The organism is Marinomonas posidonica IVIA-Po-181 (genome assembly GCF_000214215.1).
GTDB lineage: Bacteria > Pseudomonadota > Gammaproteobacteria > Pseudomonadales > Marinomonadaceae > Marinomonas > Marinomonas posidonica.
Genome location: NC_015559.1, coordinates 3,300,943 through 3,320,958, shown reverse-complemented (window position 1 = coordinate 3,320,958; position 20,016 = coordinate 3,300,943). Strand labels below are relative to the sequence as shown.

21 protein-coding genes are annotated in these 20,016 nt (G+C 44.9%); 5 read left to right on the top strand and 16 right to left on the bottom strand.

All coding sequences use genetic code 11. The features are described from left to right. Nucleotides 1–148: 148 nt before the first annotated feature. Nucleotides 149–487, top strand: a complete 339-nt coding sequence (locus tag MAR181_RS15280) for a hypothetical protein (protein ID WP_041651396.1) — start codon at nucleotides 149–151, stop codon at nucleotides 485–487. A 5-nt stretch (nucleotides 488–492) separates the two neighbouring features. Beyond that, nucleotides 493–1,068 carry a cysteine hydrolase family protein gene (locus tag MAR181_RS15275; RefSeq protein ID WP_013797502.1) on the top strand — a complete coding sequence of 192 codons (576 nt, stop codon included), beginning with the start codon at nucleotides 493–495 and terminating at the stop codon, nucleotides 1,066–1,068. Nucleotides 1,069–1,074: 6 nt separating this feature from the next. On the opposite strand, the gene fecE is transcribed toward MAR181_RS15275, so the two are convergent. Genes fecE through MAR181_RS15255 form a run of 4 tightly spaced genes read right to left on the bottom strand, consistent with a single transcriptional unit; the run spans nucleotide 1,075 to nucleotide 4,694 of the window. Continuing rightward, nucleotides 1,075–1,842, bottom strand: coding sequence for a Fe(3+) dicitrate ABC transporter ATP-binding protein FecE (gene fecE / locus MAR181_RS15270; protein ID WP_013797501.1), 768 nt, complete (start codon nucleotides 1,840–1,842; stop codon nucleotides 1,075–1,077). A 3-nt stretch (nucleotides 1,843–1,845) separates the two neighbouring features. Beyond that, the gene (gene fecD, locus MAR181_RS15265; RefSeq protein WP_013797500.1) at nucleotides 1,846–2,808 is read right to left on the bottom strand and encodes a Fe(3+) dicitrate ABC transporter permease subunit FecD; all 963 of its coding nucleotides are present in this window, start codon (nucleotides 2,806–2,808) and stop codon (nucleotides 1,846–1,848) included. After that, the gene (locus MAR181_RS15260; RefSeq protein ID WP_013797499.1) at nucleotides 2,805–3,806 is read right to left on the bottom strand and encodes an iron chelate uptake ABC transporter family permease subunit; all 1,002 of its coding nucleotides are present in this window, start codon (nucleotides 3,804–3,806) and stop codon (nucleotides 2,805–2,807) included. Before MAR181_RS15260 ends, fecD begins: the two co-directional genes overlap by 4 nt. Beyond that, nucleotides 3,807–4,694 carry a Fe(3+) dicitrate ABC transporter substrate-binding protein gene (locus MAR181_RS15255; protein WP_013797498.1) on the bottom strand — a complete coding sequence of 296 codons (888 nt, stop codon included), beginning with the start codon at nucleotides 4,692–4,694 and terminating at the stop codon, nucleotides 3,807–3,809. It lies immediately after the preceding gene. Between the two features lie 242 nt (nucleotides 4,695–4,936). Here MAR181_RS15255 and MAR181_RS15250 point away from each other — a divergent pair, with 242 nt between their 5' ends. After that, nucleotides 4,937–6,802 (top strand): DUF294 nucleotidyltransferase-like domain-containing protein, encoded by a 1,866-nt coding sequence (locus MAR181_RS15250; protein ID WP_013797497.1) that lies wholly within the window; start codon nucleotides 4,937–4,939, stop codon nucleotides 6,800–6,802. Continuing rightward, entirely contained in the window at nucleotides 6,803–7,465 is a 663-nt protein-coding gene (locus tag MAR181_RS15245) for a 3'-5' exonuclease (protein WP_013797496.1), read from the top strand. 49 nt (nucleotides 7,466–7,514) lie between these two features. Here the strand turns inward: MAR181_RS15245 and MAR181_RS15240 are convergent, their stop codons facing one another. The 4 genes from MAR181_RS15240 to MAR181_RS15225 form a co-directional block, all read right to left on the bottom strand. Next, nucleotides 7,515–8,324: a UDP-2,3-diacylglucosamine diphosphatase gene (locus MAR181_RS15240; protein ID WP_013797495.1), complete on the bottom strand. Its 810-nt coding sequence runs from the start codon at nucleotides 8,322–8,324 to the stop codon at nucleotides 7,515–7,517. A gap of 88 nt (nucleotides 8,325–8,412) precedes the next feature. Further along, nucleotides 8,413–10,182, bottom strand: coding sequence for a GGDEF domain-containing protein (locus MAR181_RS15235; RefSeq protein WP_013797494.1), 1,770 nt, complete (start codon nucleotides 10,180–10,182; stop codon nucleotides 8,413–8,415). Between the two features lie 216 nt (nucleotides 10,183–10,398). Beyond that, nucleotides 10,399–10,581, bottom strand: coding sequence for an RSP_7527 family protein (locus MAR181_RS15230; RefSeq protein ID WP_013797493.1), 183 nt, complete (start codon nucleotides 10,579–10,581; stop codon nucleotides 10,399–10,401). A gap of 107 nt (nucleotides 10,582–10,688) precedes the next feature. Next, complete coding sequence (locus MAR181_RS15225; RefSeq protein WP_013797492.1) at nucleotides 10,689–11,582, bottom strand: helix-turn-helix domain-containing protein; 894 nt, start codon at nucleotides 11,580–11,582, stop codon at nucleotides 10,689–10,691. A 263-nt stretch (nucleotides 11,583–11,845) separates the two neighbouring features. Here MAR181_RS15225 and pobA point away from each other — a divergent pair, with 263 nt between their 5' ends. Continuing rightward, nucleotides 11,846–13,042 (top strand): 4-hydroxybenzoate 3-monooxygenase, encoded by a 1,197-nt coding sequence (pobA, locus tag MAR181_RS15220; RefSeq protein ID WP_013797491.1) that lies wholly within the window; start codon nucleotides 11,846–11,848, stop codon nucleotides 13,040–13,042. A gap of 90 nt (nucleotides 13,043–13,132) precedes the next feature. Here the strand turns inward: pobA and MAR181_RS15215 are convergent, their stop codons facing one another. From MAR181_RS15215 to MAR181_RS15180, 8 genes are all read right to left on the bottom strand, one after another. After that, nucleotides 13,133–14,152 carry an LPP20 family lipoprotein gene (locus tag MAR181_RS15215; RefSeq protein WP_013797490.1) on the bottom strand — a complete coding sequence of 340 codons (1,020 nt, stop codon included), beginning with the start codon at nucleotides 14,150–14,152 and terminating at the stop codon, nucleotides 13,133–13,135. Beyond that, on the bottom strand, nucleotides 14,152–14,781 hold the full coding sequence (locus tag MAR181_RS15210; RefSeq protein ID WP_013797489.1) for a penicillin-binding protein activator LpoB: 630 nt from the start codon (nucleotides 14,779–14,781) through the stop codon (nucleotides 14,152–14,154). The genes MAR181_RS15215 and MAR181_RS15210 overlap by 1 nt, the downstream gene beginning before the upstream one ends. A 63-nt stretch (nucleotides 14,782–14,844) precedes the next feature. Next, entirely contained in the window at nucleotides 14,845–16,518 is a 1,674-nt protein-coding gene (locus MAR181_RS15205; protein ID WP_013797488.1) for a COG3014 family protein, read from the bottom strand. Nucleotides 16,519–16,764: 246 nt separating this feature from the next. Then, on the bottom strand, nucleotides 16,765–17,229 hold the full coding sequence (gene secB, locus MAR181_RS15200) for a protein-export chaperone SecB (RefSeq protein ID WP_013797487.1): 465 nt from the start codon (nucleotides 17,227–17,229) through the stop codon (nucleotides 16,765–16,767). Nucleotides 17,230–17,298: 69 nt separating this feature from the next. Next, on the bottom strand, nucleotides 17,299–17,553 hold the full coding sequence (grxC, locus tag MAR181_RS15195; RefSeq protein WP_013797486.1) for a glutaredoxin 3: 255 nt from the start codon (nucleotides 17,551–17,553) through the stop codon (nucleotides 17,299–17,301). A 9-nt stretch (nucleotides 17,554–17,562) separates the two neighbouring features. Beyond that, nucleotides 17,563–17,982: a rhodanese-like domain-containing protein gene (locus MAR181_RS15190; protein WP_245546172.1), complete on the bottom strand. Its 420-nt coding sequence runs from the start codon at nucleotides 17,980–17,982 to the stop codon at nucleotides 17,563–17,565. 176 nt (nucleotides 17,983–18,158) lie between these two features. Continuing rightward, on the bottom strand, nucleotides 18,159–18,962 hold the full coding sequence (locus MAR181_RS15185; protein ID WP_013797484.1) for a DUF1338 domain-containing protein: 804 nt from the start codon (nucleotides 18,960–18,962) through the stop codon (nucleotides 18,159–18,161). 123 nt (nucleotides 18,963–19,085) lie between these two features. Beyond that, a complete protein-coding gene (locus MAR181_RS15180) occupies nucleotides 19,086–19,961 on the bottom strand; it encodes a LysR family transcriptional regulator (RefSeq protein ID WP_013797483.1) in 876 nt (291 codons plus the stop codon). Between the last annotated feature and the right edge of the window lie 55 nt (nucleotides 19,962–20,016).

Sequence of the window (20,016 nt, the reverse complement as noted above, 5' to 3'; positions counted from 1 at the left end):
CAAACGTAAGTATGTGTCTGACGACCTTTTTGGTATTGAACAAAATTGACCTGATGGTTTTCAAATCGAAATCAGCAGAGTATGCTCAATGCACTTAATTTTCATTGAGCTCGGGTGCTCAAATCGGGAAAATGACAGGGAATGGATTATGTTGAAACAGGTGTTTTTGTTGATGCTCATCATGATGCCATCGGCTTTGATGGCGCAATCTCAGGTGACAGAAGAGGCGTCATCAAGCCTCGATCGAACGGTCTTTGAACTTGAGCGGAGTAACGCTATTCTGCAATTATCGAAAGCCTCGTCGGAAGATTTGAATGCCCTGCGTGATGAGGCGATGGTGATAGGTGAAAATGTCGATTTTTTATTAAATTTGGTGTTTCTGTTAGTGGTTGCTTTACTCGTTTTAGGTTGGCGATCACACAAACAAAACCAGCGCATTGAGCAGTTGGAAACTCGGCGAACGGAAGTGTTTGAAGAAAAGGAGTAACCGCTATGAAGCAGGTAGGGTTAATCATTATAGACATGCAGCAAGGGATGTCTTGGCCACAAGCAGGGGAACGTAATAACCCAGATGCAGAGCATAATATCGCCGAATTACTAGCGCATTGGCGTGCGGTTCAGGCTCCGGTTATTCACATTCGTCATTTATCGACTGACCCCGATTCTTTATTTTGGCCAGAACAAGAAGGTGTCTTGTTTCAAGAAGCGTTCGAGCCGCTAGACGGTGAAAAAGTGTTCGAAAAAAGTGTGCCGGACGCTTTTATTCATTCCAACCTTGCAGACTGGCTGGCAGAGCAGCAAATAGATTCACTGGTGATTGTGGGCGTAAGCACCAATAATTCGGTGGAATCGACGGTACGCTCAGCAGGTAATTTGGGCTTTAAAGCATACGTTGTGGAAAGCGCTTGTTTTGCTTTTCAGAAGGAAGACTTTTTTGGTCTAGTTCGCAGTGCCGACGATGTTCATGCCATGTCACTGGCAAACCTTCATGGGGAATACGCTACTGTGATTTCACAAGAAGGAGCGTTCGCTTTACTACCACAGGATAAGGTGTCTTTACGCAAGTAATTTTCCTTATTCCACCACACACATAGGAGTTTTGGCGATAGGGTCCTGATGAATTTGCGCCTCCAGTGAGAAGACGGACTTTAGCAATTCTCGAGTAAGGACGTCGGATGGTACGCCTTGTTGAATGATTTGCCCTTCTTTCATCACAATTAGATGATCACAGTAACGGGCGGCTTGGTTAATGTCATGCAAGACTGTAATGATGGTTTTGCCTTGTTGATTAAGGCGTCGCAGTAGATGCATGAGTTCAACTTGATGGTTGAGGTCCATATAGGTCGTCGGTTCATCGAGCAACAGATAAGGCGTATCTTGCGCCAGTGTCATGGCCAGCCAAACACGTTGACGTTGGCCTCCGGACAGCTCACTGACCAATTGTTCTGCCAGTTCGGATGTACCTGTTTCTTGCATGACCTGATGGATGATATCTTGATCAGCTTGATTGGTTTTTCCCCAGAATCCTGTATAGGGGCTGCGACCATAGGCGATTAAGTCTTTTACTTTAATGCCTTCTGGAATCGGCTGAGTTTGTGGTAACAGCGCGAGTTGTCTGGCCAATTGTTTTGAGGGAATCTTATGTAAAGCTTTACCTTGCCATTGAACCTCACCTTGCATAGGGGTTAATAAGCGAGCTAAGGCTTTTAACAGAGTGGATTTACCACAACCATTTGGGCCTAGTAAGGCGATGATTTTGCCTTCAGGTAAATCTAAGTCGATGTGTTTCACAATGGCTTTTTGATGATAGCCAACCGATAAGTGTCGAGTACTAAGTGACATAAATTATTTGGACCTCAAGAGTAACCACAAGAAATACGGTGCCCCAATAATGGCGGTCATAATGCCGGCGGGGAGTTCAATTGGTGGATCTATGGTTCTCGCCACTAGGTCGGCAAGCAAGAGTAAAATTGCCCCAACCAGCATAGTAGCGGGCAGCAAGGCTTGATGGCGACCGCCGACCAGTTTGCGGGTTAAATGAGGCGCGACCAAGCCTAAAAAGCCAATAGGGCCACAAATAGCGACGCAAGAAGCGGTCAATCCCACCGCAATGGCTAAGGCCACTAAGCGAACTGCGTTGGTGTGAGTCCCTAAGCTGGTGGCGTGTTCATCGCCAAGGTGTATCAAATTAAGTGGTTTTGCGAGCCAAAGTGCCGCTGGTATTAATGCCAGCCAGGGTAAGAGAAGGCTTAGTTGAGTCCAACCACGTCCCCATAAACTGCCTGTCAGCCACAATAGAGCATTATTAATCTCCAAGGGTTTGACCAGCATAAGAAAATCCACACAGCTGGCATAAAGGGCGGCGAGAGCAACCCCGGTTATGGCTAACTTGACCGTGGTGCTATGTTGGCCGCACAAACGCCATAGGATAATGGCGGCCAAAAAACTCCCTAATAAGGCGATAAGAGGTAGCCATTCAATGGCGGCATCGGGGAAAAAGGTCATGTAAATCACTGCCGCTAATCCGGCACCATGACTGACTCCTAGAATGTCTGGAGAGGCTAACGGGTTGCGAATGACCCCTTGAACCAATGCGCCGGCCAGCGCCATCATAGCGCCAACTAAGAGGGCTATGATGATTCGAGGAAATCGGTATTCATGAATGGTGAAGTGGTTTGGGTTTGTATGGTCCAAAAAAGCGTCGACTATCGTGTCTAATGGAACAGAGACCGCACCGAAGAGTAAATTGGTGAGAATTAAAGCCAGAGTAAGGAAGCCGAGAATAAAAAAGCAGGACATGAGTCTCATAAGGTCTTCTTTCTCACAAGATAAATGAAGAAAGGCGCGCCGATTAAAGCGAGGATGGCACCAGCTGGGGTTTCCATCGGAAAGATAATCGCTCGACTTAAGGTGTCTGCAAGGGCGACCAAACTGGCTCCCAGTAAGGTTGCAATGGGTAAGAAACGTCGATGATCTTGGCCGATGAGCAGTTTTGCCATATGAGGCACCAGTAAACCGATAAAACTGATTGAACCGACCGCACCGAGAGAAGCACCGACTAACAGTAGGACGAGAAAACTCCCGATCAGTTTCACAAACCCGATGGACACACCTAAGTTTCGGGCATTGTCATCACCTAATTGCAGCAGGTTCAGGCTGGGCGACAGTAGGCTTGCCCCCAATAGTCCGACAACCGCCACAGGCCAAAAAGCGTCAAATGTCTGCCAACGTGCATCCGTTAAACTGCCAGCCAGCCAAGTGATCACAGCGGAGGCCTGATCTTCTTCAATAATCACTAGGGCCTTGGTTAAGGCTGCACACAGTGCAGAAATCGCCACCCCAGCAAGAACGAGTCGACCTTGTTCGTTGCCCGTACGCCAACCACTGCCGAGCAGCATCACTAAGCTCCATGCTAAGCCACCACCAATCATGGCCGCAACCGTCGTACCGAGTAAACCAAACCAAGGCGTGATCGTGGAGACTAAAGCCATACCAAGAGCGGCTCCGGCATTGACGCCCAATACAGAGGGTGACGCCAGAGGGTTAAGGGTGAGGCCTTGCATAATAACACCGGCGGCGGCTAAACAGGCACCAACCAACAAGGCAACAAGCACTCTGGGCAAACGTAAGTCTCGTACTATGTGTTGTGCAATACTGTCTTGATCAAACTGATATAAAGCGAGTAGCGCATCGAGAGGAGAAATGACGATGCTGGACCAAGTAAACAAGCTAAGCCAACTGATCAACAGCATAAGACTGGTCAGCGCTAAACACTGGCCAGCAAGAGTAAAAGAAGGCAATTTCATCTAGGGTACAAGTATATTCACTAAGTCTTGACTCATACGTTCGGCCGCCATGATGCCTCGGCATCGAGACCAAGTATTCTGATTAACTTGATAAATGTGATTTTGACGTGCCGCTTGTAAGACTGAGAATAGCGGTTCGTTGTGCCACTTATCAATGATGCTTGGGGTGACGTAATTACCAATGATGAGGTATTCCGGATTGATCGCCACCAATTGTTCTAAACCGGTTTGACGATACGCTGTATCATCACGACCTGTTTCTGCATTGGCTAGGCCTAAAGCGTGAATGACACCACCTGCATAAGAGTCTTTAGTGTGTAAAAACAATGCGTCATCTCGTGCTACGCCGAATTGAACCTCAATCTTTTGAGGTAATTGCTGGGCGTATTGCGCCATGATTTTTCTATGCTGTTGTAATCGCGCTTGCATTGCCTGGTCTTTACCTATGACCTTACCTATGATGGCGGCGGCCTTTAAACTGTCTTCATAGGTTTCGCGACGAGAAGGCAGAATTAACGTTGGCGCAATTTTCTGTAGATCGGCATACACGGCTTCGTGTCGACTAATATCAGCAATGATTAAATCTGGCTTTAAAGACGCGATGACTTCCATACTGGGTTGTGAACGTGTGCCAACGGATGCCCAACTACCAATTACATCTCTTACCTCTTTGAGGACGCGGTCTGTCTCTTTATCATCGGCGATGCCAACCGGACTCATTCCAACAGCGGCGAGGGCGTCTGCGAAAGAGAATTCTAAAACGACAATACGTTTGGGTTGATAGTCCAGTGTAAAGCTACCCTTGCTGTCTTCTACAGTAACCGCTTTTGCGGTGAAAGAAATGAGAATAAAGCATGTGGACAGAATGACGGAAAGCAAACGTTTCATGACTTCGCCTAATTGGTTAAAGAATATATTAATGATAACACTTCTCAATCAATTTTTGTCTCCGCCAAGGTGGTTTTGGCTAAAAAGTTCACATCTTAATGAGATGCTTGATATTTAAGGAGATATTTTTCATCTCAGACAAGAAAGTTCACAATGATCTTGTTAGACATTGGTCTAAACTGGATTTAGCTCTGTGACGGAAAAGCGCACAATGTGATTTACACCAATAAGAAGAAAAAAATATGGCCGCCATCGACATTCCTGAAGTGCACAAATTTATTGAGTCTACTCCGCCTTTCGCAAGCTTGAGTGTTCAAGAGCGTAAGCAGCTTCTATCCGGTGTTTCTATGTTGTATGTGCGACAAGGCCAGACGCTGGTATTGGAGGAGGAGGCGGCCACTGTTCACTTAATCCGCCGTGGCGCGTGCGAGATTCGGACACCAAAAGATGGCTTGGTAGATCAAATTGCTGATGGCGAGTGCTTTGGTGTGTCGAGTGTGATGGCGCAGAATCCAGATGGCTTGAAGGTCGTCGCAATGGAAGACAGTTTGGTGTATCGGTTTGAAAAGAGCCGGTTTCAAGACATGCTAAGGCAGAATGAAGCCTTTGGACTTTTTTTCGAACACACTCAATTGCACCGGCGACGAAAATTGTCGCGCCGACAGGATAGTGAGTTGGCCTCACCAGCATTGCAATTATCCACCTCGATTTCGCATATTATGACTCGTCAATTAGTCCAAGCCGATCCTAGTGAAAGCGTTCAAACCATTGCCATGCGAATGACGGAAGCCAGAGTCAGCTCAATATTAATTCTTGAAAATGAGTCCTTGTTGGGGATTGTCACAGATCGCGACCTGAGATCACGTATTTTAGCGTTAGGAGGCTCTGCTCAGGCGGTCGTGTCTGACATTATGACTCACTCGCCCGTCACACTGTCACCGGATGCGTTAGTGATGCAAGCACAAACCTTGATGAGTGAAAGCAACATACATCACCTGCCGATTGTTGAAGAAACGGGCAAAGTGGTTGGCATGCTGACCGCGGCGGATCTATTGCGACATCAAGAATTAAGCCCTCTGTTGTTTATCAACCAAATTCATCGACAAACTTCTGTTGAAAGTTTGGCTCGCATTTGTCAGCAATGGCCAACTTTGATTATCAATCTGATTGTTACAGATATGAAGCCGGCAGACATTGGTAAAGTACTGGCAACTGTGAGTGATAATCTGACAAAGCGCCTGATCGAATTGGCGTTAATGGAATTGGGTAAGGCACCAATGGATTTTCAGTTTTTGGTGTTTGGCTCGCAAGCTCGACAGGATCAATCTTTAGGCAGTGACCAAGATAATGGTTTGATGCTAGAGAGAGAACCAGATAACACGGAAGCCGCTTATTTTTCTGCCTTATCCGAGTTTGTCTGTAAAGGGTTGGCGTCTTGTGGTGTGCGTCTTTGCCCAGGCAACATTATGGCCAGCAACCCTCAGTGGCGTAAAACACAACAAGGTTGGCAGCAAGTATTTGCACAGTGGATTAAAAGTGCCGCCCCCAGTGCGCTACTACATGCCAGTATTTTCTTTGATATTCGTTGTGTGTTTGGTGATGACACCCCGGTAAAGCAATTGATTCAAGGGATGCAAGCCGAGGTCGCGCAAAACAGCATGTTTCTCGCCACACTGACTCGAGCCGCCATAGCGACAAAACCACCATTGGGATTCTTTCGCCATTTTCTATTAGAGTCTTCTGGTGAGCACAAACATCAATTGGATTTGAAGCATCAGGGGTTGGCTTTGATCAATGATCTAGGGCGTTTGTATGGTTTGTCTTGCAAGGTATATCGGGAGTCGACGTTAGAGCGAATAGAGCAGGCCATTCGCGAACAGTTAATCAGCGTTGATACGGCTCGCAACTTGATGGACGCTTGGGATCATTTAAATGGCTTACGGCTTGAAGCACAAAGTCGCCATTGGCAAATATCAGGGACGGCGAGTGCTTATCTTGATCCTAAGAAATTAAGTCCTTTAGAGAGAAAACATTTGAAGACGACCTTTAGCATCATTAGTGATGTACAAGACATTGCTCAGCAACGATTTCTGCGAGGTTACAGCTAAATGTGGTGTCGACTTCTATCTCGCTTTAAACACTGGCAGCAACAACGGCAATCTTTGCTCCGAGCTTGGTCGGATTGGGAGTATATTGTGCTGGATATAGAAACGTCAGGATTGGATGCAAAGCAGGATCATATTGTGAGTTTAGGCTGGGTTTGCATCAAGCAAGGGGTAATTGACTTAGACAGTGCTCGCCACCTGGTATTGGACACAGATGAGGTCGGTGAAAATGTTGGTATTCATATGATTACGGATGCCGATATACAACAATACGGAAAGAAACAAGAAAGTGCGTTACGCTACTTGAGACATTTTCTGCGTGGGCGAATTTTGGTGGTACACCATGCACCACTGGAAATTAGTTTTCTTAAAGCCGCATGGCAGAAGCATCTTTTGCCTTCTTATGGATTAACTTGGCTCGATACCTTGATGCTAGAAAAGGCCAAGGCGAATCGAGCGCAACAGCCCATTCAAGAGGGTGGCTTTCGTTTGAATCATTGTCGGGAACGCTACAGCTTGCCAGATTATCAAGGACACGATGCATTAACCGATGCGCTTGCGACGGCTGAGTTGCTATTGGCACAAATTGCTTACCAAGGGAAAAACTGCCGCTTGTATGACTTGAGTCTGATGGCGGGAGGACGAAGTCGTCTATCGCCTCGTTAAATAAGGCAATAGACGGTTACAAGCTAACCCTGTTTTTGTTTCGCCATTTTTAAGCTGTATTGCGTGAGTAGCTTGGGGCCAACTCCCATCCTTCTAGCTTAGGTTCAGTGCTGAGATGCTTAGGGTTTTCCGACCAATGCAGTAAGTTTAGTTCACCGGAAGTGGACTCAGTGAGAGCGGTGCAATGCTCAACCCAATCTCCATCATTACAATACAAAATGCCTTCTTTCATTTGAAAAGAGGCGAAATGGATATGGCCACAAATGTAGCCATCCACCTTGTGACTTTTTGCGGATTTTAATGCCGCGGTTTCAAAGCGTTCGATGAATTCTTTGGCTTTGCCTATGTGGCTTTTAAGGTAGCCAGCAAGGGACCAATAAGGCAAGCCAAGAAAACGTCGAATGCCATTAATGGATTGATTGAGAGACAGCATTAATCCATGGGCTTTGTCACCTATGGCCAACATCAAAGGACTAATTTTCACCATTTGATCAAACTCGTCGCCATGACTGACATAAAAGCTTCGACCATCGGCAGTGTTATGACGAGCATGCAATTGGATGTCTATTCCTGACAGGGTTTGACCAGCAAACTGACGAAAGAAAGCGTCGTGATTCCCCGGAATGTAAATCACCTTGGTACCGGATTTCGCCATCGCCAAAACTCGTTCCACCACTTGATGATGAGCATCCACAAAATACGCTTTATGGCGCATGGCTTGTAAGTCGATGATGTCGCCCACCAAGTATAAGGTGTCCGTCTCAATGCTTCGTAGGAAGTCCAATAAATGAACTGCCTGACACGCTTTGGTGCCTAAATGCACATCGGAAATGAACACGGATCGAAATTGAGTTTGCATAATCGCCTCCTTAAAAGGGTATTGCCCTGTTAAAGAACAGATTAAAGAGGCTATATGACAGACTTGTGAGTACTTTATGACAGTTAGATCACAATTCTCTCATTGTTTGTTTTGATTCAGTTGCCAGGCGAGGTTGTAAATGAATGTGGTTGCCGCCTGTTTGTTTTGCTTGCTTCTTAGCTTGTGCGGCCAGCTCTGCCACTTGGTGATGATTGCGACAATGAGTTGGGTGTACGACGCCAACAGCGAGGCTTAGGATAGGATGAAAGCGTGTGTCGCCATGGCGACTTTTTGTCCAAACACCTCCTTCTGCTAAGGTTTCTTGAGTGTAAAACCCCCTTACTTTACTCGCGAATTCATCGAGAATATTTTGACATTGTCGCTGCCAGTCTTGATCACCAAAAATTACTACAAAGTCATCCCCACCAATGTGGCCGATGAAATTATTTGGAGCGACTAAATCTTTGATTAAAGAGCCCACTAATTGAATCACGGCATCGCCTTTCGAATAGCCAAAAAAGTCATTAAACGGTTTGAAATCGTTGAGATCAAAATAGGCGACATAAAAGTCATCATGGATTTGTAAGCGACGGCTGACCTCTCGATGAATGGGGACGTTTCCTGGTAGTAATGTTAATGGGTTGGAGTAAGTCGCGTTTTGAATCTTCAGCTCTGTAATACGCTTAAGAAGGTCTTTTAAATGCCCTGTCCCTAAGAACTTGCCATCGCGAACAACTATGATTTCATTGTTAAGGGTATCGGCTTCCTGGTTTGTGACCATAGTAGAAACACTGGCTAAACTGACGTTGCTTTCGACAATGAGAACGTCATTGTTTAACAGATTGGTAACGGGTTTATGTTCATACAAAGCGCGACCATAAGGGGTCGAAAACAGTTCGTGTAACTGGTGACGACGAATGACGCCAATTGGGTGACCGTCTAAGTTTAAAACTGGAATCGTGATTAGACCTGGGTGCTTTTTAAAGCACAAAGAGGCTTCATCTAACAAGATATCTTGCTGCAAACTTGGGGTCGGTCGACAAAGTATTTGTACGGTTTCAGAGTGGTCATTTTGAAACTGAGAGCGACGCTTTGCCTGTTTTACCAAATATGGGTGAGTGCTGAAGGCTGGCGTTTCCGTTGGGCGACCTAAGAAATAGCCTTGTCCTAAGGTGATACCAATGTCGATTAATTGGTCTAGCTCTTGCTGATTTTCAATGCCTTCAGCAATTAAGATGCAGTTCAAACGTTGTGCAATGGTCAGGATAGAGCGCACAAATTCGCGTTTGATTTCATCCTTGTCGATGCCTTGAATAAAATGCTTATCCACTTTGACGATATCGGGTTGTAACTCGGACCACAGCTGTAGACCAGAATAGCCAACCCCTAAATCATCGATGGCTACTTGGAAGCCCATTTTTCGATAGTGTTCAACACTGCTTCTTGGCAAACCATTATGATCGTAAGGATGTTGTTCTGATAACTCGATCACTATGTCTTTTTGGTCTAATCCTAAGTCCTTCAAAATGCCTAATGTCATGCCGGATTGGTGTTCTGGAGAACCCAGTAGGGAAGCACTGACGTTTAAGAATAGTCGGCCTTTAAGGTTAAGTTTGGAGAATTTGCTGATGGCTTTTTCGCGGCACAGTAATTCTAACCGGTGCAATTTCTCTTCTTTTAGTGCCAAGCTAAAGAGCGCATCAGGGGAAAATAATGTGGAGTTTTTAGGGCCGCGAGACAAGGCTTCGTGACCATAGATTTCGCCGTTACTCAAATCATAGATAGGTTGGAAATAAGGCGTGATTAGCCCATTTTTGAGTATCTTTTGCAGTAAGGCAGCTTCGTCTATTTGACTCATCTTCTCTCTAATACATTTGGTATAATAATTAATAGAGAATTTTATGTCACATTTATGACAATTTAATGAATGGCATTGAGGAAATAAAGACGATAATAAGGATGAATTAAAAAAGGTGAGATAGGGGACGAAAAAGTACCAACCTGTTACCGGATCGATTTTTTATTTTAGCCTTCGATCATCGGGAACATTAGGTTAGTCGAGCGACACAAGAACCTAGTGTTGTGAAGCTGATTTTAAAGGACGTGCGATAGTTAGACCTGTGAACAAGGCTTTTACACGAGAAGTCATTTTTTTGATCGCTTGTGCGTAGTAGGCACGACGAAGTTCATACGCTTTTTCAACATAAAAATCAGTGTCTAAGTTACCAAAGGCATCATATTTGTAATCGTTTTTCATAGTGTGTCTCCTGAAATATGGAAGTTTGTTTTTACACTACGAATTATAAAATTTGACCTTCTATTCAGCAAACGATCAATTTTCAGCTAATAAGTTAGAAAAATTCATCAAATAGACATTTGATTGCTTAATACGCGAAACTTGCCCGGTGGCATGCCCGTGGCGCGCTTAAAAAAGCGAGAGAAATAGCCAGGGTCTTTGAAACCTAAATCATAACTGATTTCATCCACTGAACGAGCGGTATAAATTAAGCTGCGTTTGGCTTCAATCAGCAATCTTTCGTGCACCAATTCCAGCACACTTTTACTAAAAGAGGCTTTGCTCAAACGGTTTAAACGGCTGGTGGAAGTCCCAAGTGCCTGAGCATAATCTTGCGTGCTCCAGTGTTCCCGAAAATGGCCTTCTATTAATTCTTTTAGTCTTTGTATGCGACTGCTTTCAGTCACCTCAGCGGCACTTTCAACGCCATTTTTCTGCTTTTGACGGTGTAAAATCAGCAAGATGGCTTTGATCAAATATTCACTCATTAAAGCTCTGTCTTCGCGAATGTATGACGATTCACTCTCCAGTTGCTGAATTAATGGCCATAGCTCTGAAAAGTTATTGCGGTTGCCATTAAAATTAATATGGCAAGCTTGGCTCAGTAAAGGCTTGATGAATCTTGCGGCTTTTTCTTGGTAAGCGTCTTCCAGTAGCGGCTCTGCGATACTAATGACTCGACCGTCAGTATCGGGGGCAAAGTGAAAACTGTGCACTACCCCAGCGGGTACTATGATGGCCCAAGCGCCAAGTAGGTTTTGCTGTTGGTCGTCTAGCTGCACCTTGGCTTGGCCGGATTTTAAAATCAGAATTTGGAACAGTTGTGCATGTCGATGAGGGCTGATTTTCCAGCCAAGATTACTGCTTCTGTCCTCTATGTCTTCGATGTGGAAAAACTCTGGATCATTGATCCAGCTGGATTCCCCATACAAACCAAAGTGCGGGATCTGAGTTTTTTTCATAGGATATTTTTACATTTTTAATTTTTATAGAGTGAGTTTGCTATTGTCTAAACACTGACGTAAAGCCAATAAAAATAAGGCATTCATTCAAATTGTATTTTTTTACTCTATTCCTCAATGATCAAAAAGTACAATTTTTTGATCATATTTCACCTAACCAAGAGAATGTTTGGCTTCTATTATGAAGGTCAAATAGCGCCATCTTTTGAATAAAGGCTCAAAAGCGAGCGCTGAACAAAAACAATAAATGAAGGTGAGAGAACATGAAAACTCAAGTGGCAATCATTGGGGCAGGTCCCTCAGGGCTATTACTGGGGCAGCTTCTTGCAAAGCAAGGCATTGATAACGTTATCATCGAACGTGTGTCTGGCGATTACATATTAGGCCGTATTCGTGCTGGTGTATTAGAGCAAGGCATGGCGGACTTGCTAAGAGAGGCTGGCGTTGGTGAACGAATGGATCGTGAAGGTCAGGTTCATAAAGGCGTTGAATTGGCGTTTAACAATAAGCGCGTGAACATTGAGTTAGAAGAACTCACCGGAGGCAATACTGTTATGGTGTATGGCCAAACGGAAGTGACCCGCGACTTGATGGAGGCTCGAGCTGAGAAAGGTCTAACGACCTATTACGAATCCAGTAATGTGGTATTGCATGATGTGAAATCCGCAAGTCCATACGTTACGTTTGAACAAGATGGCAAAGAGCATCGTTTGGATTGTGATTACATTGCGGGTTGTGATGGTTTTCATGGTGTTTCTCGTCAAACCATTCCTGAGTCGTCTCGCAAAGAGTTTGAGCGAGTATATCCATTTGGTTGGCTTGGTATCTTATCTGACACACCACCGGTGAATGATGAGTTGATCTATTGTAAAACTGACCGTGGTTTTGCCATGACCAGTATGCGTTCAGCGACTCGCTCACGTTACTACATTCAAGTACCACTAACGGACAAGGTAGAAGACTGGAGTGATGACGATTTTTGGACGGAACTTAAGCATCGTTTACCAGATGATGTGGCCGAAAGATTGGTTACCGGTCCAAGTATTGAAAAAAGCATCGCACCTCTGCGTTCTTTTGTGTGTGAGCCAATGCAATATGGTAATTTGTTTCTTGTGGGCGACGCCGCGCACATTGTGCCACCAACCGGTGCGAAAGGCTTGAATTTAGCCGCATCGGATGTAGCCACCCTGAATAAAATCATGACGCGAGTATATAAAGAAGGCGATAAAGAGTGCATCAATCAATACTCTGATATTTGCTTACGTCGAGTCTGGCACGGTGAGCGTTTTTCTTGGTGGATGACTAACATGTTGCATGACTTTAGTGGCGAAGGCAGCAAAGATGCTGAAACCCATGAGCGTTTTATGAGTTCCGAATTGAATTTCTACACAGACACAGAAGAAGGTCGCCGGGTGATTGCTATGCAATACGTTGGTTTACCTTACGAAGATCTCAAATAGTTTGTCTAAAATTGTTTGATGATTTTTAAAACGCTTTCAAAATAAAAAAACGACTCCAAGTGAGTCGTTTTTTTATGCCTGCCAGACGCTTTAATCCAAACGAGTTAGCCAAGTAAACATGGCGCTAATGGCTTGTTTAGACCAATTCATTGTGGCGGTATCCGCTGCTCTTTGTTGGTCTTTAGCAATGCCTCGGGCACTGACTGTCCAAGAAGCCAAGCGAGCATCATTTGGGCCAAATAGAGCGAGACTGCCTTCTTCGAACACATAATAGCGCCCAGACTGTTGTTCGCTGTGTTGGCTTGTATTACTGACTAAACGAAACAGCGCTGGGCTTTTCGGTGTCATACCAAACTCAGATAAGGCACTGGCGAGTGTATTTGCTTGCGGTGTCTGTGATGGGTCCACACCGTAACTCAAAAGTGCTTGGTTCAGTTGCCGTTCAATGCTGATAACCTCATCACTGGCGCGACCAGCTAAGGTGCGTTCAGTCGAATAGAGTTGCAATTCTTCAACATAAGATTGGCGTTGCGCGAAAGCAGGAATCAGTCGCATATAGGTTTGCCAATCCGCTGGCGCGGCGTCTTCACCTAGTGTCGTGGTGAGTGATCCAGCGTTGTCGATAATGCTCAGATCAAGATCGTGAATGGCGCTTTTGAGTCGGCTAACAATGCGCGATCGATCAATCGATTGCAGTACATACACATAGTGACTGCCAGCGTATCTTTCTTCATTGGTGGCTTGCTCTAACTCAATCGGGGCGGTGGCCACTTGCGTGTAAGCGGTTTGTACTTTTGACACTTGCTCTTTGCCATTACTGGAAGAGACTTGAGTATTTTGCGTGTTGATCTGACTGACTTGAGTCGTCAATTGTTGTGCAATTTGCGCATTGCCATTTTGTTCGGCCTGACTAAACGCCAGTGCCAGATTGTCTATTTTAGGTGCGCTGCCAACACCATACAGATGTGTTTGGTTTTGTGGCGGAGAGCTGACCCAGCTTGGTAGTGATTGTTTGTCCTTCGAAGCTTGATTGAAACTGCTAAAGCACCCCGAAAGACTGGCCGCCAAGCCAGTCATAATGAGCCATTTAATGACCGAGTGTATCGCCATTAGAAGAAGCCTTTGTCAGCCAACTTTTTGATTTTCTTTTGACCATTCCATACTTCGCGGTTTGTGGTCATATTGATCAGTTTAAGATCTACTTGATAGAAGCTGACACGTTGGTCACCATTGGAATCCACAATCGAGTTGATGGTACCAGAGAGGGCAAAGCCCGCACCTTGCTCTAGGCCAAACTCGGCGGCTGTTCCAGAAGCCGCGTTGAGCTCTTGATCCTCGCGCTCGCTGCGAACATCGTCACGTTCTGCACCAGAGACCACAAAATCAACCTTGCCTGAGCGAATGAGACTGCGTTTGATATCATTAATAAAGGTATCAACCGGAATGTGTTCGGAGGATTTATTACGGATGGATTGAACGATAACAGTAGGGTTGCCTTTCTGGTTGAAATTGAAATCTCGGAACCAAGGGAAGGTCAACATGTCGGTCATCATTTCTTCTGCGACAAGACGAGAGTCTGTGTCGTTCCAGCGATCTGACAAGGCCACTTCTTCGTTATCGCCCAAGCGTTTAACACTGCCGCTTGAGCAGGCCGTAAGTAGCAATGCCATGAATAGGGTAAACAGAGTGCGACAGGAGAAAGCATTCCATGTCATTGATGTCATTTGATGAATTTTCATAGTCTTTTCCTTACATCACCTTAATAGGAGCTTAGTGAATCCGCTCTGGTTAGTTTAATCCATTTAATATGGGTTGCGTAGATTCCATACTTTTATTTTGTTGGCTTCCAATGAGATCTCGCCAAGCGAAAAGTCTTTGCCATTGGTCTGGTAGGTCGGTTGATATTCCCCCGCTTGTAGTGGGATTCGTGTCAAGCGAACTTGTGCTGGTAGCGTTAACCAATTTCGAGTGTCGGCTGCCGATGTGGCTAAAACGGACACTTGACCAATAAAATTGAGTAACATAGCCGCGCCTTCGTCTTTTACTTCGGATGTGATACGAAACGCCAGCCAGCTGCGAATAAACTCACGAATCATACTTTCGTATATGTCCCTTTGGGCATTCGCAAGTTGCTCTTGAAAAGCGATGTCGGCTAAGGACGTCATGCGCAAACTGCCACTTTTTTCCGCTTGGTTTGAGACGGTTAAGTGAGTTTGATGTTGATCCAGAGTAAAGCGACGATAGTAGGGGACTGTCACCCGAATGCTTTGCTGTGTGAGTAAGGTATCAATATTAGATTGTTGCAGTTGTTGCCAGATTCCTGAGCCAAGAATGACGCGCTTGGTAAAGATGCCTGAAAAGGCCCCCCAAGCCCCGCCGGTTTTGTAATTGGCAATCATATTCAGCGGATTAATGTCGGCATACACCATAGTAAACCAACGGAAAGCATCGTTGTCTTCCATTCGTCCACCACCATGCAATGGCTCCAGTACCAAAGAGTATGACTGAGGTTCGGCGTATAGGATGAGTGACATCTCACTTTTATCGGGTACGAAGCCTTGATGTTCGAGCACCACGAGTTCAGCGCTGTTTTGCTGGTAGGTTTGCAGTGTTTTCTGCATGTCGGGAGACAATTTGTCTTGGCTGGTTCGCGCTATTTCAGTTGCGTCGAAGCCCGTCTTTTGCATCATACGGATGGTATCTAACCAAGCTCGTTCCGCGGTGACGGACGGTAAATTATATTGTTTGGCATAGCCATCTTGATACAACTCAGCGGCTTTTTGATAGCTGATACGAGCATCATCGTATTCGCCGCTAATTTCGTATTGCAGCCCTTCCATGTATCGTGCCCAAGCATCGTCACGATACAGAAATTTATCTCGGTCTAAACGACCAGTGTAAAAACGACTTAACCAAGAGATGGCTTTTTCATAGAAGGCTTGATCTTTTTTAGCATCGAGAGCTTCATAACTTGGTGTTTGGGCGCGAATTTCATTCAGTTTGATGTCAATGCGACGCGCCTCAACTAAGGCAGAATCCAATAGTTGTCGTTGTTTTGATCGCGTGTCCGCTTGCTCGGCCAGTGCAAGGTAGTTAAGCGATTTTAAATAGCTAATGTAAACCCGTTCGACTCCCGAACCACGGTAATTACTTTGGCGTGGATTGGAGATCAACGCCCAAGAGCGGTTCGATAAGCTTTCTTCAAGGAAGGTGTCACTCAGTCTTTCGGCTTTTTCGAGCAGTTCATTACTGCGTTCAAAGTCGCCTTGGTTTTGCGCTAAACTGCCGATCTCCATATAGTAGAGTAACTGGTCTTGTGAACTGTTCAGAGCATCAGTGAGATTGTTTTCGGCGGCTTTCCATTCTCCCTGCTTGGCAAGAGATAATCCAGCCTCTATGTCTTCTCTGTAAGTAGCACAGCCAGATAATAAGGTGATGACGATTAAACAGATAAAGCAAGATAACGTCTTTTTCACTCTACATCCCTTTTTCCAGAAACTGATTTACCACCAACAGCCCAAATAGAGCGAAACAAGCTAAATACAGCAGTAGCCAACGGGCTTTAAGACAATATGGGCAAGGTTTCTTTTTCTTTCTCATCACAGCTTCCATTTGAGATATTGATCAGATTTTCTGAGCCTAAGGCTTTCTTATGCTATAAAAAAAGGAGGCTCATGGCCTCCTTTTTTTACACGAACTTTAATCAAGTTCAAATGCGTTTATTACTGAGCGGTTTCACCTTGCTGCTTCTGTAGGCTTTCAACATACAGAGCATCAAAATTGATTGGTGCTAGCATGATGGCAGGGAAGCTACCTTTTACGACCATTGCATCGATGTTTTCACGAGCGTATGGGAAAAGTGTGGCAGGGCAAAAAGCGCCAAGAGCGTGATGTAATTGTTGCTCATCTAGTCCAGAAATCACAAATAGACCACCTTGTTGAACTTGAACTAGGTAACCTGTTTCGCCGTTGTTTTTCACCGTCACTGTGATTTCTAGTACCACTTCGTAGACATTCTCACCAACTTGACGACTTTTAGTGTTTAATTCTAAGCCGACTTCTGGTTTCCATTCTTCTTGGAAAATCATTGGTGCGCGAGGTGATTCGTAAGAGATGTCTTTCAAAAATACACGTTGTAAAGACAGTTGTGGAGTTTGTGCTTCTTGAGTTGCCGCTGTATCAGACATGCTTGTTCCTTGTTTAAATCATTTCACGTTATTATTTGGTTTAGTATTGCTTGCGTTTTAAAACGTGTGCTATTGGGACAGCAACGCGTCTAGTTCTTGCTCACGTTCAAGGGCGAACAGATCATCGCAGCCGCCAATGTGTTGGTCACCAATCCAGATTTGCGGGACAGTGTGACGGCCACTTTTTTCCATCATCTCTTGTCGTAGGGCACGCTCGCCATCGACACAGATTTCATTAACCGCCACGTCTTTAGTGTTTAAAAGCTGTTTTGCTCGGACACAAAATGGGCAGTAATCACTCGAATAGATAGTCACAGTGGCCATGATATTACATTAACCTTTTATTAATGGCAGGTTAGACGATTGCCACTCAGCAATGCCGCCTTGCATCTTATAAACCTTGCTATAACCTTGTTTTTTAAGGTCTTTAGCGCTAGCGCCAGCCGTAACTCCTGACTTGCACACCAAGATAATGGGGGCATCTTTGTGTTTCTCAAGACGGTGTAAGTTGTCTTTCATTTTCGTTGCTGGAATGCTTAATGCGCCAGTGATGTGGCCGGCATTGAATTCTTTCTCAGTACGAATGTCGACAACAACGGCTTCCTCATTATTCATCAAAGTGGTGGCTACCGCAGGTGTTACGCCTTGTGCGCCGCCTTTTTGCTCAACAAAAATCAAGGTAATCAGGATAGCGAAAAAAACCGCGACCATTTCCCAGTGGTTGATCGAAAATTCAATAAGTTGATTCATCATAATAGTAAAGCCCATGTTTAAACTGCGAGCATTATACACGGCAAGATGAATCGGTACATACTCTCATGAGCCTTGAAAGGAGCAAATGGGGTGATTGCTGAACAGGCACGAAAATCATCATGTCATTTTGAGCCTGTTTTTGAAGGTGCACTCATAGAAATGGATGGGCTGAAAGGTCACTGAGCATTGGTGGAATCAAAAATTTTATCGGCATTGCCCTCGATAAAACTGTCGAATATCTGACCGTCAGGCATTTTGTGACGCTCTGCAAATTCATAGAAGCAGCTTGGAATGAGGCTCCGTTGTTGATCGGCGAACAGGTAATCTATTTTATCGGCCATGGTTGAAGATTGCTCTAAATAGGATTCAGGAGAGCCTTTAATTAAACCGCCGACGTCATTCAATACATAGCCTTGGTCGATTAACGCCTGGTTAACCGCGGCAATATTAGGGAATGTGGTGAGATGATTAATGCTGACGGTAAAGTGATTGGCTTGCAATCCCATGGTGGTTAACCAAGCGGCATATTCACTGTGTTTGGCTAAGGTTAAGTAGTCTGCATGCGTAGGCGTGGACCATAATAAACCGGCATAAAAAATACTTGGATCATGAACTGCATCGGTAGGAATTTGAGCCACATAACGACCAATGATGTCTTGGCAATCTTGAGGTAGCTCGTCCACTAATAATTCTGAGAGAAAAATTTTAGGGGCTTTCGAATCGTCTGTATGGCGGTAACAACGAGCCTTTAGATGTTTGTTTTCAAAACGAAATGCGCCATAAGCCTGATAGCCAAGAGCGATTAATTGTGGCTCAAGCTTTTCCAGTGAAATGGGCGAATTATTAAAGGTACGAAAAGCCACGTGATCGTTGATCACTTGCTCTCCATACTCTTTAAAGAGAGTTTGAATGCTCAGTGCTTGCGGAGTGACTTGTGTGTACTTTTGCCATAAAGCAGTGAAAAAATCCTGATAGGTCATGGTGTTGCTCCTAATGAATTGTCTTTGCATTACTCTACTGCATCACTAAGGGCTTCGACAAAAGCTAAAAAAGCATCTGATGATGAAGAAAAGTTGTGCGAACTAAAACCAGATTAAGTGGCTTTATTTTGCACGCAGAACGCTTTCTTTTGCTCTGGTTGGAACGAATAGCTGTTGTTTCGCCGTTAATATGGTGTTGATCAAATGCGCTGGAAAGCTTCGGGATTTCTGATGTGCTAATCCAACCACGCGTTTCAATTTGACGTCATTTAAGGGCCTGAGACATAAGTCTTTTCGACCTCGGGATGAATGCTCAGGAATCAGTGAAATACCCAGTCCAGCGGCAACCAGATCCAAGGCGTATTCCTCGGTTTTCACTTGCGCTCTCACATCAGTGGTGAGCTCTTGTTTTTGCATTAGATAGTGCCACGATTCGAAAATGTCACAAGGTGTGCGAGAGATAAAAGGCTGTTTGTCGATTTGTTTAATGGATAGGGAAGGGAAGTCGGATAGCCAATGGTCGAGTGGCATGGCGATGACATAATCGTCTTCCCATAAAGGGTAAAACACGTCTTCTTCAGTAGTATAACGATGACAAGTAAATCGTAGATCGGCACTTTCCGATTCGTCGACCAGTTTTAATGTGAGTCCAGAGACTTCATCCAGCATGGTTTTAATCACTTGGCTTATCAAAGCGCCGGATAAAAATGGCGCAAGAGAAATAGACAAGGTAAGCGGTGCCGGCGTTTGACGAAATAGCTGACGCATGCTGCTCATGTCATTCACCATTTTACAGGCATGGGGATACAATTGCGTCCCGCTATCGGTTGCTGATACGCCTTTTGAGTGTCGTACAAAGAGCTTGGTGCCTAGGTCTTCTTCTAATTGGCTCACAGTATTCGAAATTGATGGTTGAGCCACAAAACAGCGTTTGGCGGCGGCACTTAGGCTGCCTTCCTCATACACGGCAATGAAATAACGCAAAGATCGAATGTCCATTAGAACCTCAATGACAAAATGAGTCTTCAATATACCGATAGGTTTTAGGTGGTGC